The organism is Cellulosimicrobium sp. CpK407 (genome assembly GCF_051844275.1).
Classification (GTDB): domain Bacteria; phylum Actinomycetota; class Actinomycetes; order Actinomycetales; family Cellulomonadaceae; genus Cellulosimicrobium; species Cellulosimicrobium cellulans_G.
The window spans coordinates 1-16,569 of the sequence record NZ_JBGNYC010000036.1 but is presented as its reverse complement, the minus strand read 5'-3'; the positions used below and the strand labels follow the sequence as shown (position 1 = coordinate 16,569).

Here is a 16,569-nt window from a genome sequence, read left to right as displayed (position 1 = left end):
GGTGGGTCCCCGGGACGGCTGTCGTGCACCGGGTGCCCGACCGCGCCGTCGTGGACGACTGTAACTAGACGACAGGATATGCGCAAGAATCCGACAGCGCCGTTATCGAAACGCTATCTCTCGACGTCGAGAGACCTACGCCCGCTTGCGAAGCCCTCCTCGCGGGAGCCCGCCCGCGCCGACGACGCGTCCCGCCGGCGCCGAACCCGGGCTCTCTCCCCACGCGCGAGCACGGGTCGGGAGAGATCCCGGGTTCGACGTCGACGCGAGGGCACGACGACGAGGGCCCCGGGCCGGCGCGCGAGCGGCCGGGCCGAGGCCCTGGAGCGGTGGGGTGCTGGCTAGGAGGAGGTGGCCTCGCGGGCGGCGGCGTGCGCCGCGGCGGTCGAGCCGCGCACGACGAGCTCGGGCTCGAACAGGAGCTCGTCGCGCGAGACGTCGGCGCCGGCGATCATGCTCGCGAGCAGGTCGACGGCGGCCCGGCCCATCGGCTCGATGGGCTGGCGGACCGTGGTCAGCGCCGGGTCGGTGGAGTTCATGAGGTTCGAGTCGTCGTAGCCGACGACGGAGACGTCGCTCGGCACGTCGAGACCGGCACGCCGCACCGCGCGGACGGCGCCCAGGGCGAGCGGGTCGCTCGCGCAGACGATCGCCGTCGCGCCGGCCTCGAGCAGGCGGTTCGCCGCGGCCTGCCCGCTCTCGAGCGAGTACTGGCTGTGCACGACGAGCGCCGGGTCGAGCACGTGGCCCTGCCGCTCGGCGAACGCCTGCGCCGCGGCGAGCTTGCGCTCGGACGGCACGTGGTCCGCCGGCCCGAGCAGCAGGCCGACCTTCTCGTGGCCGAGCGAGAGCACGTGGCCGAGCGCCTGGTTCATCGCGACGAGGTCGTCGCACGAGACGCGCGGGAAGTCGAGGTCCTCGATCGAGGCGTTCATGAGCACCACCGGCAGGCCGAGCTTCTCGAGGCGGCGGAAGTGCGCGTGGTCGGCCAGGCGCTCGGCGTAGAAGCCGCCCGCGAAGATCACGCCCGACACGTGCTGCCCCAGGAGCAGGTCGATGTACTCGGCCTCCGTCACGCCGCCCGCGGTCCGCGTGCACAGCACCGGGGTGAAGCCCTGCTGCGCGAGCGCGCCGCCGATGACCTCGGCGAACGCCGGGAAGATCGGGTTGACGAGCTCGGGGAGCACGAGCCCCACGAGGCGCCCGCGCTCGCCGCGCAGCTTGGTCGGCCGCTCGTAGCCGAGCACGTCGAGTGCGGTGAGCACCGCGTCGCGCGTCGCCTGCGACACGCCGGGCTTCCCGTTGAGCACGCGGCTCACGGTGGCCTCGCTGACACCGACCTTGGTGGCGACCTCCGCCAGACGTCTCGACATGCCGTCGACTATACGCGCCATTGCAAGCCGCTTGCGTGATTCCGGCCCACCCGAACGCACGCTTGCGTCAAGACGGTTCGCGCGGCTCCCCGCCGCCCCACGCCTCTGCCGAACACGACATGACGGTCGTTCTGGCGCTCATACCGACCGCCATGTCGTGCTCGGCGCGGGGGTCGGGGCGTGGTCGGGGCGTGGTCGGGGCGGGACGGGGGTGGGGGCGGCGCGGGTGGGGGTGGGGGGTGGGGAGTCGGCGGTGGTTGCGGCTAGGCTCGTTCGGTGTCCTTTCAAAAGGTGCCCGCGCCACGCCCCGAGCCCATCACGGACCCCTTCGGGATCCTCCCTGCTCCGGTGGCGCTGACGCCCGGCGCAGGGACGACGGCGATCCTCGACGGGACGCGGGTCGTCGCGGACCCGGCGCTGCGCGCCGCCGCCCGCTGGTGGCGCCGTACGACCGAGGACGCCTTCGGCCTCGATCTCGTGCCGGCCGGTCCCTCGACCCCTCTCCCCGTCGGGCCCCCGACCCCGCTCCCGGTCGACCGCACGGCACCAGCGCCCTCCGACGCCCCTCCCGTGGTGAGGTTCGGGCTCGACGGCGACCTGCCGCCGTCGGGCTACCGCCTCACGGTCGACGCCGCCGGGGTCCGCGTCGACGCCGGCGACCTCGACGGCGCCCACGCCGCCGCGCAGACGCTCCGCCAGCTCGCCGGCCCGGGCGCGTTCCGCCGCGCCCCGGCCGACGCCGCCGCCACGCCGACGCTCGCCCTCCCGCACGTCACGATCACCGACCACCCCCGGTTCGCCTGGCGCGGCGTGCTGCTCGACGTCGCGCGCCACTTCCTGCCCAAGGCCGACGTCCTGCGGTTCGTCGACCTCGCCGCCGCGCACCGGCTCAACGTGCTGCAGCTCCACCTCACCGACGACCAGGGCTGGCGCATGGAGATCGCGCGCTACCCCCGGCTCACCGAGGTCGGGGCGTGGCGCAGCGAGTCGGGCGTCGGCACGTGGCGCGCCGGCGTCTTCGACGGCCGCCCGCACGGCGGCTTCTACACGCAGGACGACCTGCGCGAGATCGTCGCGTACGCGCGCGAGCGCGGCGTGACCGTCGTGCCGGAGATCGACGCCCCGGGTCACGTCGAGGCCGCCGTGGCGGCGTACCCGGAGCTCGGCACGCGCAAGCAGCCGCACGAGGTCCGCACCACGTGGGGGGTGAGCACAGAGGTGCTCGACCCGTCCGAGGAGTCGCTGACGTTCTTCCGGCACGTGCTCGACGAGGTGCTCGAGGTGTTCGACGCCCCGTTCGTCGCGATCGGCGGCGACGAGGTGCCGACGACGCTGTGGCGCGAGAACCCCACGATCGTGGCGCGCGCCGAGGCGCTCGGCCTCGACGACGTCGGCGGGCTGCACGGCTGGTTCCTCGCACGGCTCGCGGAGCACGTCGCGTCGCGCGGGCGCCGCGCGGTCGTGTGGGACGAGGCGTTCGGCCCCGCGCTCCCGCGCGACGTGGTCGTGACGTCGTGGCGCGGCTGGGCGGTCGGGGCGGACGCGCTCGCCGCGGGCCACGACGTCGTCATGGCCCCGGAGCAGGTCGTCTACCTCGACCACCGCGGCGGCGACACCCCCGACGAGCCGGTGCCCGTCGGCTTCCTCACGACCCTCGACGACGTGTACGCGTTCGAGCCGCTGCCGTCGGAGCTCGCCGGCTCGCGAGCGGACTCGGAGCCCCACGGGAGCGGCGACCGGCCGGGCGTCCTGCTCGGCGGCCAGGCCGAGCTCTGGTCCGAGCACCTCGACTCCGCCCGCCGGGTCGACTACGCCGCGTTCCCGCGCCTCGCGGCGTTCGCGGAGGTCATGTGGTCACCCGAGGCCGACCGGTCCCCCGGCTCGCCCGCGTCGCGCGCGTTCCGCGAGCGACTGGTGACGCATCACCTGCCACGCCTCGACGCGGCCGGCGTGGAGTACCGCCCGCTCGACGGGCCGCACCCGTGGCAGACTCGCCCGGGCGTCGCAGGCTGGCCGCGCGACCGCGCGGCCGAGCTCGCCGCGGGCGGCCTGCGCGGTGTGGGCGGCTGGGTCGAGGGCCGCGACGAGGACGAGGGAGGCCCCGCGTGAGCGCGCTCGTGGTCCGTGGCGCCCGGCTCGTCGGACCCGACGGCGGGGCCTCCTCCCCCGTGGACGTGACGGTCCGTGGGGGCCGGGTCGAGAGCGTCGGCCCTGCGGCCGGGGCGCGGGCGTTGCCCGAGGACGTGGCGATCGTCGAGGCGGGCGGGCGGCTGGTGCTGCCGGGGTTCGTGGACGCGCACGTGCACGGCGAGGCCGCGGTCCTGGACGAGGACGTGCAGCTCGCGATGCTGCGTCAGGGCGTGACGAGCGTCGTGGTCGGGCAGGACGGGGTGTCCTACGCGCCCTCGCCCGCCCCGGGCCAGGCCCGCGGCCCGGGCGCCGAGACGGCGTCGGGCCTGCACGACGCCGCGACCTGGGCGAGCGGGTACTTCGCCGCGATCAACGGCACCCACCCCACCTTCCGCGGCGGGTCCGTCGCCGACCTCCTCGCGACCTACGACCGCACGACCCGGGTCAACGTCGGCTACCTCGCCCCGCACGGCACGATCCGCTACGCGGTCCTGGGCCCCGCGGCCCGCCCCGCGACGCCCGCCGAGACCGACCGCATGCGCGCCCTGCTCACCACCGCGCTCGACGACGGCGCCCTCGGGATGTCGACCGGCCTGGAGTACGTCCCGGCCACGTACGCCGACGAGACCGAGCTCGTCGCCCTCACCAGCATCCTCGCCGCCCGCGGCCTCCCCCACGTGTCGCACATGCGCGGCTACGAAGACAAAGCCGGGCCCGCGTTCGCCGAGCTCGTGCGCCTCGCGCGCGCGACGGGCGTCGCGACCCACGTCTCGCACTACCACGGCCCCGCCGCCGAACTGCTCGGGTACGTCGAGGACGCCCACGCCCAGGGCCTGGACGTCACCTTCGACTCCTACCCCTACCTGCGCGGCTGCTCCATCCTGTCCATGGTGTCCCTACCCACCTGGCTGCCCGTCGCCGACGTCGACGCGACCGTGACCGCCCTGACCGACCCCGCCGTCCTGGACCGCCTGCACCGCGAGCACTTCCCCACCCTGACCGACCTGTGGCCCCGCATCACCATGGCCGCGGTCCCCACCGGCACCGCCGCCGGAGCCCCCGACGCCCGACCCGCCGAGGACCTGACCTGGACCGAGGGCATGACCCTGCCCGACGTCGCCGCCCACCTGGGCCTGACCCCCGCCCAGACCGCGGTGCACCTGCTCGTCGCGACCCGCCTGCGCGCCTCGTGCGTGTTCGCCCAACCCCCGACCAACTCACCCGACTCCGTGCGCGCCCTGCTACGCCACCGCGCGCACGTCGGCGGGTCCGACGCGATCTACGCGCCCGTCGCAGGCGGCGGCCGACCCCACCCGCGCGGGTGGGGCGCCTTCGCGCGCTTCCTCGCCGAGCACGTGCGTACGCTCAGGGACTGGACCTGGCACGACGCCGTCACGCACCTGTCCACCCGACCCGCCGCACGGTTCGCCCTCCCCGGGCGCGGCACGATCGCGCCCGGCGCGGTCGCAGACCTCGCGCTCGTCGACCCCGACCAGGTCCGCGACGAAGCGACGTACGAGGACCCGCGCCGCCCGGCGTCCGGCGTGGACGACGTGCTCGTGGCGGGCGTGCCCGTCCTGCGCGACGGCAGGCTCACTACCGCCCTGCCGGGCCGGCCGCTGCGTCCGGGCACCGGCGTGCGGTCGGCGTGACCCGCCTGCCCGCCCCGTCCAGCACGAGAGCCCCACTCCCCGAGGAGGATCACATGACCGGCACGACGGACGACGCCGCGCGTCCCGCACCCGACCGACCCTGGGCGGGCGACGTCGTCGGGCCCCGGACCAAGGGGTTGCGGCTCGACGCCCGGGCGACCGTCGCGGACGTGCTCGCGGGCTCGCCGCGCGTCACGGACGGCGCGTTCTCCTGGCCGCTGCTCACGCTCGACGACGCGACGCTCGATCACAACGTCGGCGTCGTCGCGCGCGTGTGCGCGGAGCGCGGCGTCGAGCACGCGCCGCACGTGAAGACGACGATGTCGCGCGCGCTCTACGCGCGCCAGGCCACGGCGGGCGCGTGGGGGGCGACGGTCGCGACGCCGTCGCAGCTGCGCACCGTGCGGGACTGGGGCGTGCCGCGCGTGCTGCTCGCGAACGAGCTGCTCGACCCGCGCGAGATCGCCTGGCTGCGCGACGACCTGACCGGTGTGGTCGACGGCTCCCCCGACGAGGTGTGGCTGTGCGTGGACTCGCCGCACGGCGTCGACCTCCTCGCGCGCGGGCTCGCCGACGCTCCGGCCGCCGTCCGGGCGCGCGTCGGCGTGCTCGTCGAGCTCGGCGTCCCGGGCGGGCGCACGGGCGTGCGCAGCACCGCGGCCGCGCTCGACCTCGCGCGCGCGGTGCGGGCGTCGGGTCTGAGGCTGCTGGGCGTCACCGGGTACGAGGGCTCGGTCGCGGGCGGCACGACCGACGACGAGCTCGCCGCCGTCGCCGCGTGGTGCGACGGGCTGCGCGACCTCGGCGCGACGTTCGTGCGCGAGGGCCTCGCGGGCGTCGACGAGCCGCTCGTCCTGTCGGCGGGCGGCAGCTCGTTCCTCGACGTCGTGCTCGCCGAGCTGCCCGGGCCGGTCGTCGGCGCCGACGGCCGCGAGGTCGAGGTCCGCGTCGTCGTCCGCTCGGGTGCGTACGTCACGCACGACCACGGCTTCTACTCGCGCACCGACCCGTGGAGCCGCATCCCCGGCGCAGAGCCGCTCCGGGGCGCCGCGACGGTCTGGGGCCAGGTGCTGTCCGTCCCGGAGCCGGGTCTCGCGATCTGCGGCATCGGGCGCCGCGACGTGTCGTTCGACATCGACCTGCCCGTCGCGCTGTGGCTGCGCACGCAGTCCGACGACGGCTGGCTGCCCGCGCGCGAGCTCGCCGGGACGCGCGTCACCGCGCTCAACGACCAGCACCTCTACCTCGCGCTCGACGCCGGCGAGGCCGGGGCCAGCCACGTGACCGGCCCCGCGACCGCCCAGGTCCGCCCGGGCGACGTCGTCGGGTTCGGCATCTCCCACCCGTGCACGACGTTCGACCGCTGGCGCGTGGCGGCGGTCGTGCGCGGCGACGAGGTCGTCGACCTCGCGACCGTCGACCTCTGACCATCGCCCGAGACCACGCTCACCCCCCGCGACCCCCGAACGACCGAGAGGACACCATGACCAGCGAGAAGACCGCGATCTCGACCCCCGACGCCCCGGCGCCCGCCCACACGTTCCACCAGGGCGTGCGCAAGGGCCCGTTCGTCCAGGTCTCCGGCCAGGGCCCCGTCGACCCCGCGACGAACGAGTACCTGTACCCCGGTGACGTCGCCGCGCAGACCACGCGCACGCTCGAGAACGTGCGCGCGATCGTCGAGGCCTCCGGCGCGACGTTCGACGACGTCGTCATGCTGCGCGTCTACCTCACGAAGCGCGAGGACTTCCCGATCATGAACGACGCCTACGGCGCGTTCGTCGCGCAGCACACCACGAAGGGCGTGCTCCCCAGCCGCACCACGGTCTTCACGGGCCTGCCGCGCGAGGAGATGCTCGTCGAGATCGACGCCTTCGCGATCACGGACTGATCCCCGCCCCGCGCTGTGGGCGTGACATGGGCCCGGTTCTCGGTCGAGAACCGGGCCCATGTCACGCCCACAGCAGGTCGGCGGGTCAGAGGAGGTGTGCGAGCAGGATGCGCACGCCCAGCAGGACGAGCACGGCGCCGCCCGCGACCGTCGCCCAGCGGCCCAGGCGCTCGCCCGCACGGGCGCCGATCCGCACCCCGAGGGCGGACAGCACGAGCGTCACGGCGCCCACCAGGACGACCGCGGGCAGGATCGGCACGCCGAGCACCGCGAACGTGACGCCGGACGCCGCGGCGTCGATCGACGTCGCGATCGCCAGCGGGAGCAGCACCCGGTAGGCCACGCGGGGGCGGGTGACGGGTAGCGCGAGCGTCGCGACGGCGGCCGGCTCGCCGGGCGTCCCGGCTTCCCCGCCGGCGGCCCGCTCGTCCGCAGGCCCCTCCACGTGCTCGACGGCGTGCTCGGCCTCGTCCTGGAGGCCCTCCTTGACCATGTGCGCGCCCACGAACGCGAGCATCCCGAGGGCGATCCACGGCGCGACGCCGGAGACCGCGTCGGCGAACCACGTGGACAGCGCCCAGCCGGCGAGCGGCATGAGCGCCTGGAAGAGGCCGAAGAGGACCGCGACGCGCGCGGTCTCGCGCCACGTCGGGCGCCGCATCCGGGTGCCCTGCGCGAGCGCCACGGCGAACGCGTCCGCCGCGAGCGCGACCGCGACGACCGCGAGCTCGAGAATTCCCACGAGAAAGCAGCCTAGAAAGCGTCCGAGGAATGCGTCCAGGTGCGTCGTGGTGACGCTGGTCTCGGCATTTCCGGACGTGGATTCCGCCATTCCCGGACGCGCATTCCCGCATTCCTGGATGCGGGTGCCCGCAACCTCGGGTACGGGCGTCCGCGGCGCCCGGCCACGCCCGCGTGGGAGGCCACGCGTAGCGTGCGCGGCGGAGGTGACGATGCTCGCGACGATCGCCGTGGAGGGGTACCGCTCCCTGCGCAGCCTCGTGCTGCCGCTCGACCGGCTGACGGTCGTGACCGGGGCCAACGGGACCGGGAAGTCGAGCCTGTACCGCGCGCTCCGCCTGCTCGCGGAGTGCGCGCTCGGGGGCGCGGTGGGGGCGGTCGCGCGCGAGGGCGGGCTGCGCTCGACGCTGTGGGCCGGGCCGGAGCAGGGCGGCAGCCGCGCGCTGCGTGACGGTGGCCCGGTGCAGGGCACGCGGCGGACCGCGCCCGTCGCGCTGCGGCTGGGGTTCGCGGGCGGCGCACCGGGCGACCTCGGCTACGCCGTCGACCTGGGGCTCCCGCAGCACCCCGGGTCGGCGTTCGGGCTCGACCCCGAGATCAAGGTCGAGACGGTCTGGTCCGGTCCCTCCCCGCGTCCCGCGACGCTCCAGGTCGAGCGGCGCGGGCCCGCGGTCCGCGTGCGGGACGACGCCGGACGCTGGGTCTCCACCCCCGCCCGGCTCCGGTCGTTCGACAGCGTGCTCACCGAGCTCGTCGACCCGGTGGGCGCGCCGGAGGTCGTCGCGGTGCGGGAAACGCTGCGCTCGTGGCGGTTCTACGACCAGCTCCGCACCGACGCCGGCGCCCCGGCGCGCGCGCCGCAGGTCGGCACCCGCACGCCGGTCCTCGCGCACGACGGCGCGGACCTCGCCGCCGCGCTCGAGACCGTCCGCGACCTCGGCCGCGGTGACGAGCTCGACGCCGCCGTATCCCGCGCGTTCCCCGGGAGCCGGCTCGCGGTGCACGCCGACGACGGACGGTTCGAGATCGCCCTCCACCAGCACGGGCTGCTGCGATCCCTCACGGGCGCCGAGCTGAGCGACGGCACGCTGCGGTACCTGTTCCTCGTCGCCGCGCTGCTCTCGCCGCGCCCGCCCGAGCTCCTCGTGCTCAACGAGCCCGAGACGAGCCTGCACCCGGACCTGCTGCCCGCGCTCGGCACGCTCGTGCACGCCGCGGCCCGGGAGACGCAGGTCGTCGTGGTGACCCACGCGACGCCGCTCGTCGAGGCGCTGCGGGACGCGACGGCGTCGGGCACGGCCGACCTGCCGGGCTCCGACGAGCTCCTCGAGGTCGAGCTCGTCCGCTCACCGTTCGGCGAGACGACGGTCGCCGGGCGCGAGGGCCTGCTCGACCAGCCGCCGTGGACCTGGCCCCGGCGGTGACGCCGGCGGCGCGGACCTCGGGCTCGAGCCCCGCCCCGGAGCGGCGGTCAGCGCCGCGAGGCGACGTGGAGGCTCGTGACCGTCGCGGCGAGGTCGGTCAGCCGGGAGGCCGTCCGGTCGAGCAGCTCGTCGAGCTCGATGGGGCCGGGGGCGATGCTGAACGCCGCGGCGATGCCGGCGTCGCGCGCCTGGTGCGCCGGCAGCAGCACGCGCCCCGCGAGGACGACGACCGGCGGACGGTGCGGTGCCTCGGCGGCGAGCGCGCCCATGGCGTCGGCGACCTTGCCGTTGATCGACTGCGAGTCGAACGACCCCTCGCCCGTGACGACCAGGTCCGCACGGCGGATCGCGTCCGGCAGCCCGACGGCCTCGGCGACGAGGCGCGCGCCGGGCTCGAGCTCCGCGCCGAGGACGCCGACCATCGCCGCGGGCACGCCGCCCGCCGCGCCCGCACCCGCGAGCTCGGACACGTCGAACCCGGCCTCCTCGACCAGCACGCCCGCCCAGCGGCGCAGCGCGTCGTCGAGGAACGCGACGTCGGCCTCCTGGGCACCCTTCTGCGGGCCGAACACGTGCGCCGCGCCGCGCTCGCCGTGCAGCGGGTTGGTCACGTCGACCGCGAGGCGCCAGCGCACGTCGCGGGCGCGCGGGTGCAGCCCGGACAGGTCGAGGCGCGCGACCCGCGCGAGCCCCTCGCCGCCATCGGGCACCTGGTCCCCGGCGGCGTCCAGGAGCCGCGCGCCGAGGCCGGTGAGGATGCCCGCCCCGCCGTCGGTCGACGCCGACCCGCCGAGGCACACGATCACCTCGTCCACGCCCGCGTCGAGCACGGCCGCGGCCGCCGCGCCGGTGCCGAGCGTGTGCGCGTGCAGGGGCTGCAGCGCGACGTCGCTCACCTGCGGCAGGCCGCTCGCCTCCGCGAGCTCCACGACGCCCAGCCGCCCGTCGGCCGAGACCCCGTACCGCGCGGTGCGCGGACGTCCGATCGCGTCGACGGTCGCGACCTCGCGCGCCGGTACGCCCCACACGGCGAGGAGCGCGTCGAGGGTGCCCTCGCCGCCGTCGGCCATGGGCAGCTCGACGACCTCGGCGTCGGGGACGACGCCGCGCACCCCGGCGGCGACGGCGTGCGCGACGTCCGCGGCGCTCAGGCTGCCCTTGAACGAGTCGGGCGCGACGACGACGCGCAGCGGGCCGTCGGGGCGCTGCGGGGAACCGGTCTGGATGGTGCTCGGCGTTGAGGACACGCTTCGCATCCTAGGCAGCGCGGGACCTCCCGGTCCGCCCGGGAACGGACGGACCGGACGTGTTCCCCGCCACAGCGCTCACGGACGCCGCCCGTCCGCCGGTGGCTCGGGGACGGCCTCGCGCACCACGTCGGGGATCGTCTGCTGGGCCGCGCGCAACCGCTCGAGGAGCTCGCCGAGCGTCGCGAGATCGTCGTCGTCGAGCGCCCCGCCCACGTAGGTCGCGATGGCCCGCGCGTGCGCGCGCCCGGTCGCCCGCTGGAGGTCCCGGCCCGCCCGCGTGAGCCGGACGAGCGTGCCGCGCGCGTCGTCGGGCGCGGACGTCCGCTCGACGAGGCCGCGCGTGGCGAGCCGGTCGACCATGCGGCTCAGCGACGGCTGGCTGAGCAGGATGTAGACGTTGAGGTCGCGCAGGCGCATCCCCTCGACCGGGCCCTTGGTGAGCGAGAAGAGCACGTCGTACTCGCGCAGGGTGAGGCCGTCCCAGACCGGGTCGGCCTGCAGCCGGCGCATGACGGTGACCTGCGCCCGGAAGAGCGACTCCCAGGTCTCCACGGCGAGCCGCGGGCTCCCGTGACCAGGCGCCGTGACGGGCTCGTCCTCGCGCCGGCCCTGCTCGACCATGACACCCCCGGACGGCTCGATCGATGCGTTCGCATCGACCTTACCGGGTCGGGAGCGGGCTCAGCGGCCGAGGCGACGCTCGCGCTGGGAGTAGGCGCGCAGCGCGCGCAGGTAGTCGACGCGCCGGAAGTCCGGCCAGTACGCCTCGCAGAAGTAGAACTCGGAGTGGGCGCTCTGCCACAGCAGGAAGCCGCCGAGGCGCTGCTCGCCCGACGTGCGGATGACGAGCTCCGGGTCCGGCTGGCCCTTGGTGTACAGGTGCTCCTCGATGTGCTCGACGTCGAGGTTCTCCGCGAGGTCCTGGAGCCGCGCGCCCGCGGCCGCCTGCTCGCGGAGATAGGAGCGCACCGCGTCGGCGATCTCGTGCCGCCCGCCGTAGCCGATCGCCACGTTCACCTGGAGCCCGTCGACCGAGGCCGTGCGCTGCTGCGCCTCGCGCAGCGCGCCGGCGAGGCGCTCGGGCAGCAGGTCGAGGCGGCCCATGACCCGCAGGCGCCAGCGGCCCGAGTCGGCGAGGTCGCGCACCGCGTCCTCGATGATGTCGAGCAGCGCGGAGAGCTCCTCCTGGGAGCGCGAGAGGTTGTCGGTCGAGAGCATCCACAGCGTGACGACCTCGACGCCCTGGTCCTCGCTCCAGCCGAGGAACTCCGCGATCTTGTCGGCACCGCGACGGTGCCCGGTCGCCGTCGACTCGCCGAACGAGCGCGCCCAGCGCCGGTTGCCGTCGAGGATGACGCCCACGTGGCGGGGCACGCTCTCGTGCGAGAGGGTCGCGGCGAGGCGACGCTCGTAGAGTCCGTAGACGGGGCGGGGCAGGCGCACGACGGTTCCTCGACGGTGGAAGGACGGGTGTCGCCCGGCGGGCTGGTCCCTGGTCGGGACGCGCGGGCCGAACCCGCACACGCTACCGCTCCGGAGCGTCCGGACGGCAGGGCGCCCGCGACCGCGCACGGCCCTGCCCAGGATCTTCACACCCGCGGCGCGACGAGGGCTCGCGAACCTACGCTCGCGTAACTTACGATGGCGTAGGTTCGACGGACGACGCCGCGTGCGCGTCCGCCCGACCCACCCGACCACCGGCAGACCACCGCCCGACCCGGCCCGACCCCGAGGAGACGCCGTGGACCGACCGCACGACAGCGACCCCACCCCGAGCGCGCCCGCCACCGACACCGGACGCGCGCGCCTGCCGGGCGCCGACGCCGTGAAGGACGTCCGCGAGAGCGTGGGCGACGCGGTCGAGAAGGTCGCCGAGGCGGTCAAGCCGCGCCTGCGGGGCTGGATCCACGCGGGGACGTTCCCCGTCGTGCTCGTCGCGAGCATCGTCCTCGTCGTCGTCGCCCCGCCCGTCGCGGGCAAGGTGTCGTGTGCGATCTTCGGGCTCAGCGCGTGCCTCCTCTTCGGCACGAGCGCCGTCTACCACCGCGGTACGTGGTCGCCACGCGTCGCCGGGGTGCTCCGCCGCGCCGACCACTCGAACATCTTCCTCATCATCGCGGGCACCTACACACCCCTCGCGGTGCTCCTGCTCCCCCAGCGGACCGCGACGATCTTGCTCGCGATCGTCTGGGGCGGCGCCGTCCTCGGCCTCCTCGCCCGGATCCTGTGGCTCGACGCCCCGCGCTGGGTCTACGTGCCGATCTACGTCGCCCTCGGCTGGGTCGCCGTCGGCTACATGCCGCAGTTCTGGACCACGACGAACGGGCCGGCGATCGTCTGGCTCGTCGCCGCGGGCGGCCTCGCCTACACGCTCGGCGCCGTCGTCTACGGCATCAAGAAGCCGAACCCCAGCCCCCGCTGGTTCGGCTTCCACGAGATCTTCCACGTGCTCACCGTCGTCGGCTTCACGTGCCACTACATCGCGATCATGCTCGCGGCGGTCGCGGCCCGCTAAGCGCGCCGCGAACTCAGTCCCGAGGGACGACGGCGTACCGGCGGTTGGCGAGCGACGGGTTGCGCTCGCGCACGCTCGCCAGGGCCGCGGGGTCGAGGTCGGCGCTGCGCAGCTCGGCGCGCTCGCCGAGCTCCAGGCCGACCTGACCGTCCGGGCCGACGAGGAGCGACCGGCCGGTCACGCCCCTGCCCGCCTGCCCGACCGCGAGCACGACGGCGGTGTTCTCGATCGCCCGCGCCCGCGCGAGGGTGCGCCACTGGTCCGCCTTGAGGTCGCCCGCCGCCCACGCCGCGGGCACGACGAGCACGTCCGCGTCGGCGTCGGCGAGCCGCCGCGCGCTCTCGGGGAACCGCAGGTCGTAGCAGGTCATGACACCGAACGTCAGGCCACCGAGGCGCACGACCAGCGGCGGCGCCGCCGGGTCGCCGGCGTCGAGCCGGTCGGACTCGCGGTGCCCGAACGCGTCGTAGAGGTGCACCTTGCGGTACGTGCCCACGAGCTCGCCCGACGCGTCCACCGCGACGACGACGTTCACCGCGCGTCCCGCGGCGCCGCCCGGCACGAGGGTCCCCGCGATCGCGGCGACCCCGTGCTCGCGCGCGAGCCGGCGCAGGGTGGTCACGAACGGCCCGTCGAGCGGCTCGGCGTGCTCGACGCCCGTGCCCCGGGGGTCGAAGCCCGCCGCGTACTCGGGCAGCACGAGCAGGTCCGCGTGCACGCGCCCCGCCTCCCGGAACGCGGCACCGACCGTCACGAGGTTCGCCGCATGGTCGGCGGAGACCTCGATCTGGCCGATCGTGACGCGCGCCCCGGCGGCCACGGTCAGCCCTGCCGGGCGGGACCGCCGCCGGGCGCACCGTCGGGAGCGCCGCCGTCGGACGTCGTCCCGTCCGGGCTCTCGGCTCCGGGAGCCGCGCCGTCGGCGCCCGACTCCAGCGGACCGTCCGCGCCGATGCCCTGCACCTCGGCGTTGTGCCGCATGCGCCGGAGCTGGCGGGACAGGGCGAAGAAGAGGCCCACGGTCGCGAGCGCCACCGCGAAGATCGCGAGGAAGCCGACGAGGCCCGGCGACACGTCGTTCGGGTCGAGGTCCTTGCGCAGCGGGTCGTCGGAGGGGCTCGGCGTCGCGGTCTCGGCGACGACGTCGGCCGCCCAGCCCGGACCGCCCGCGACGGTCGGCGCGAGAGAGTCCACGAGGGACGTCGTCGTGGTCACGAGGCCGCCTCCTCGCTCGCGACGAGCTCACGGACGCCGGCGAACAGGTCGTCCTCGGGGAGCTGCGTGGGGACGCGCGACTCGGCGAGCTCGAACTCCTCGAACGGCCACACGTCGACCTCGAGGTCGCGCGGGATCGCGAAGAAGAAGCCCTCGGGGTCGATCTGCGACGCGTGCGCGATGAGCGCCGCGTCGCGCTGCGCGTAGTAGCGCGCGACGTGGACGCGCGTCGTGACCTCGCGCTCCGGGATCTCCCGCGCGGACCGCGACTCGACCCAGTCGCCGAACGGTGACTCCAGGCCCGCGCCCTGCATCGCCTCGTGCAGCGTGCGGATGCGGTTCATCGAGAAGTCGTGGTTGTAGTAGAGCTTGAGCGGCGCCCAGGGCGCCGCCCCGCCCTCGCGCCGGTAGCGCTCGGGGTCGCCCGCGGCGTGGAACGCCTCGAACGCGACGCGGTGGCACATGACGTGGTCGGGGTGGGGGTAGCCGCCCGACGGGTCGTACGTCGTCACGACGTGGGGGCGGAACTCGCGCACGAGCTCGACCAGCGGCGCGGCGGCCTCCTCGAGCGGCACCAGGCCGAACGACCCCTCGGGCAGCGGCGGCAGGGGGTCGCCCTCCGGGAGGCCCGAGTCGACGAAGCCGAGCCACTGCTGGCGCACGCCGAGCGCGCGCGCCGCGGACGCCATCTCGACGCGACGCAGGGCGCGCATGCCCTCGATGTCGTCGGGCCCCTCGCCAAAGCTCGGGTTGAGGATGTCGCCGCGCTCACCGCCCGTGCACGTCGCGACGAGCACGTCGACGCCCTCGGCCGCGTAGCGGGCGGCCGTCGCGGCGCCCTTGCTCGACTCGTCGTCGGGGTGGGCGTGCACGGCCAGGAGACGGAGCGTCTCCGGCTGCTCGCGGTGGGTGGTCGATCCGGCCGCGGGTTCGGCCACTGGTCCTCCCGGGTGCGTCGTACGTCTCCTCGCACGCCCGGACCTGTCGTGGGTGCACGACGAGCGCCCGGGCTCTGCGAAGATGGGTCGAGGACATGATCCCCCACCGCGCCCACACCTGACGAACCGCCGGGAACCACCGGCGCGACGCCGGGCCCGCGACCGGGCGCGGCGGCACCGACCACGGGACCGCACCATGACGAACGAGACCACCGCCCCGCAGCCGAGCCCGGGCGCACCCCTGCGACCGCCGGCGGGCCGCTACGGACCCGAGCCGACCGAGCGACGTCGGCGCCTGGCCGTCGTCGGCATCGTCCTCGTCGCGATCGTCGGGCTCGCGATCACGCTCGTCATCGGGCTGCGGTACGCGAACGAGCCGGTGCGGTTCAAGGACTTCGGGTACACGGTCGTGAGCCCGGAGCGCGTCGACGTGACGTTCGAGGTCTACATGGACCCGGGGACGACGGCGACGTGCACGCTCGACGCCCTCGCGGAGAGCTTCGCCCAGGTCGGGACCGTCGACGTGACGGTCGGGCCGGTCGAGGTCGCCGAGTCCCGGTACACGGTGAGCGTCGCGACCTCCGAGCTCGCCACGACGGGCATCGTCCAGTCCTGCCGCGTCGCGCCGTGAGGCCGTCCGGTCCGCGCGCCGGCTGACCTGCGACGTCGCTGTCGGTGCCCGGTGCTTTGCTATCCTGAGGGATTCCCGCACCCGACCGTGTGGAGCCCGAGACTGCGTGCCGGTGACAAGCACGCCGTCCGCCGGGCGCCCCGGTTCCCGGCGGGAGACCAGTCCTACGCGCTGCCACCCGGCCAGCGTCACCGACCCGGGCAGGCAGGCGCACCGCGAACGCACGCGCCCCGGCTGCCCGTACCCGCACGGCCGTGCGACCGACCCGGCCGTCGACCATGGAAAGGAAGGAGCGAACCGTGACCGACACCACCGTCACCTGGCTGACCCAGGAGGCGTACGACAGGCTGCAGGCCGAGCTCGCCCACCTGTCCGGCGAGGGCCGTACCGAGATCGCGGAGCGCATCGCCGCCGCGCGCGACGAGGGCGACCTCAAGGAGAACGGCGGCTACCACGCCGCGCGTGAGGAGCAGGCCAAGAACGAGGCCCGCATCCGCGAGCTCACCGAGAAGCTGCGCAACGTGCAGGTCGGGACCCCGCCGGACGACGGCATGGTCGAGGCCGGCATGGTCGTCACCGCGGTCGTCGCGGGCGACGAGATGACGTTCCTGCTCGGCTCGCGCGAGATCGCCGGCACGACCGACCTCGACGTGTACTCGCCGACGTCGCCGCTCGGTGCCGCGATCGACGGCAAGACCGTCGGCGACGAGACGAGCTACACCGCGCCCAACGGCAACGAGATCGCCGTGAAGATCGTCGCCGCGAAGCCCTTCGAGGGCTGACGCGCCACCGGCGGCCACGCCGCCGGC

At 75.4% G+C, this 16,569-nt stretch carries 16 protein-coding genes; 8 read left to right on the top strand and 8 right to left on the bottom strand.

Annotated features, from left to right (window positions below; translation table 11 throughout):
- Positions 1–341: 341 nt before the first annotated feature.
- Complete coding sequence (locus ABWU78_RS14970) at positions 342–1,373, bottom strand: LacI family DNA-binding transcriptional regulator (protein ID WP_439158841.1); 1,032 nt, start codon at positions 1,371–1,373, stop codon at positions 342–344.
- Between the two features lie 276 nt (positions 1,374–1,649).
- Between ABWU78_RS14970 and ABWU78_RS14965 the strand changes: the two genes are divergently transcribed.
- The 4 genes from ABWU78_RS14965 to ABWU78_RS14950 are packed head-to-tail and all read left to right on the top strand — an operon-like array spanning position 1,650 to position 7,046.
- Positions 1,650–3,482, top strand: a complete 1,833-nt coding sequence (locus ABWU78_RS14965; RefSeq protein WP_353708649.1) for a beta-N-acetylhexosaminidase — start codon at positions 1,650–1,652, stop codon at positions 3,480–3,482.
- Positions 3,479–5,155 carry an N-acyl-D-amino-acid deacylase family protein gene (locus tag ABWU78_RS14960; protein ID WP_439158840.1) on the top strand — a complete coding sequence of 559 codons (1,677 nt, stop codon included), beginning with the start codon at positions 3,479–3,481 and terminating at the stop codon, positions 5,153–5,155. The genes ABWU78_RS14965 and ABWU78_RS14960 overlap by 4 nt, the downstream gene beginning before the upstream one ends.
- Positions 5,156–5,208: 53 nt before the next feature.
- Positions 5,209–6,582, top strand: coding sequence for an alanine racemase (locus ABWU78_RS14955; RefSeq protein WP_439158839.1), 1,374 nt, complete (start codon positions 5,209–5,211; stop codon positions 6,580–6,582).
- Between the two features lie 56 nt (positions 6,583–6,638).
- Positions 6,639–7,046: a RidA family protein gene (locus ABWU78_RS14950; protein ID WP_087469635.1), complete on the top strand. Its 408-nt coding sequence runs from the start codon at positions 6,639–6,641 to the stop codon at positions 7,044–7,046.
- 85 nt (positions 7,047–7,131) lie between these two features.
- On the opposite strand, the gene ABWU78_RS14945 is transcribed toward ABWU78_RS14950, so the two are convergent.
- Entirely contained in the window at positions 7,132–7,788 is a 657-nt protein-coding gene (locus ABWU78_RS14945; protein ID WP_439158838.1) for a manganese efflux pump MntP, read from the bottom strand.
- A 211-nt stretch (positions 7,789–7,999) separates the two neighbouring features.
- Between ABWU78_RS14945 and ABWU78_RS14940 the strand changes: the two genes are divergently transcribed.
- The gene (locus ABWU78_RS14940) at positions 8,000–9,211 is read left to right on the top strand and encodes an AAA family ATPase (RefSeq protein WP_439158837.1); all 1,212 of its coding nucleotides are present in this window, start codon (positions 8,000–8,002) and stop codon (positions 9,209–9,211) included.
- Positions 9,212–9,258: 47 nt separating this feature from the next.
- On the opposite strand, the gene ABWU78_RS14935 is transcribed toward ABWU78_RS14940, so the two are convergent.
- The 3 genes from ABWU78_RS14935 to ABWU78_RS14925 form a co-directional block, all read right to left on the bottom strand.
- On the bottom strand, positions 9,259–10,467 hold the full coding sequence (locus ABWU78_RS14935) for a glycerate kinase (RefSeq protein WP_439158836.1): 1,209 nt from the start codon (positions 10,465–10,467) through the stop codon (positions 9,259–9,261).
- 69 nt (positions 10,468–10,536) lie between these two features.
- Complete coding sequence (locus ABWU78_RS14930; protein ID WP_439158835.1) at positions 10,537–11,082, bottom strand: MarR family winged helix-turn-helix transcriptional regulator; 546 nt, start codon at positions 11,080–11,082, stop codon at positions 10,537–10,539.
- A 60-nt stretch (positions 11,083–11,142) separates the two neighbouring features.
- Positions 11,143–11,904, bottom strand: coding sequence for an isoprenyl transferase (locus ABWU78_RS14925; RefSeq protein WP_253053055.1), 762 nt, complete (start codon positions 11,902–11,904; stop codon positions 11,143–11,145).
- 364 nt (positions 11,905–12,268) lie between these two features.
- Between ABWU78_RS14925 and trhA the strand changes: the two genes are divergently transcribed.
- The gene (trhA, locus tag ABWU78_RS14920) at positions 12,269–12,976 is read left to right on the top strand and encodes a PAQR family membrane homeostasis protein TrhA (RefSeq protein ID WP_439158856.1); all 708 of its coding nucleotides are present in this window, start codon (positions 12,269–12,271) and stop codon (positions 12,974–12,976) included.
- Between the two features lie 13 nt (positions 12,977–12,989).
- Here trhA and ABWU78_RS14915 read toward each other — a convergent pair whose 3' ends face one another.
- The 3 genes from ABWU78_RS14915 to mca are packed head-to-tail and all read right to left on the bottom strand — an operon-like array spanning position 12,990 to position 15,129.
- Positions 12,990–13,796 carry a carbon-nitrogen hydrolase family protein gene (locus ABWU78_RS14915; RefSeq protein ID WP_439158834.1) on the bottom strand — a complete coding sequence of 269 codons (807 nt, stop codon included), beginning with the start codon at positions 13,794–13,796 and terminating at the stop codon, positions 12,990–12,992.
- A 2-nt stretch (positions 13,797–13,798) separates the two neighbouring features.
- Positions 13,799–14,191, bottom strand: a complete 393-nt coding sequence (locus tag ABWU78_RS14910; RefSeq protein WP_439158833.1) for a hypothetical protein — start codon at positions 14,189–14,191, stop codon at positions 13,799–13,801.
- On the bottom strand, positions 14,188–15,129 hold the full coding sequence (mca, locus tag ABWU78_RS14905; RefSeq protein WP_253053049.1) for a mycothiol conjugate amidase Mca: 942 nt from the start codon (positions 15,127–15,129) through the stop codon (positions 14,188–14,190). The genes ABWU78_RS14910 and mca overlap by 4 nt, the downstream gene beginning before the upstream one ends.
- 196 nt (positions 15,130–15,325) lie before the next feature.
- Here mca and ABWU78_RS14900 point away from each other — a divergent pair, with 196 nt between their 5' ends.
- Both ABWU78_RS14900 and greA read left to right on the top strand, forming a co-directional pair.
- Positions 15,326–15,760 carry a DUF4307 domain-containing protein gene (locus ABWU78_RS14900; RefSeq protein WP_253053047.1) on the top strand — a complete coding sequence of 145 codons (435 nt, stop codon included), beginning with the start codon at positions 15,326–15,328 and terminating at the stop codon, positions 15,758–15,760.
- Between the two features lie 299 nt (positions 15,761–16,059).
- Positions 16,060–16,542 (top strand): transcription elongation factor GreA, encoded by a 483-nt coding sequence (gene greA / locus ABWU78_RS14895; RefSeq protein ID WP_047232065.1) that lies wholly within the window; start codon positions 16,060–16,062, stop codon positions 16,540–16,542.
- Positions 16,543–16,569 lie beyond the last annotated feature (27 nt).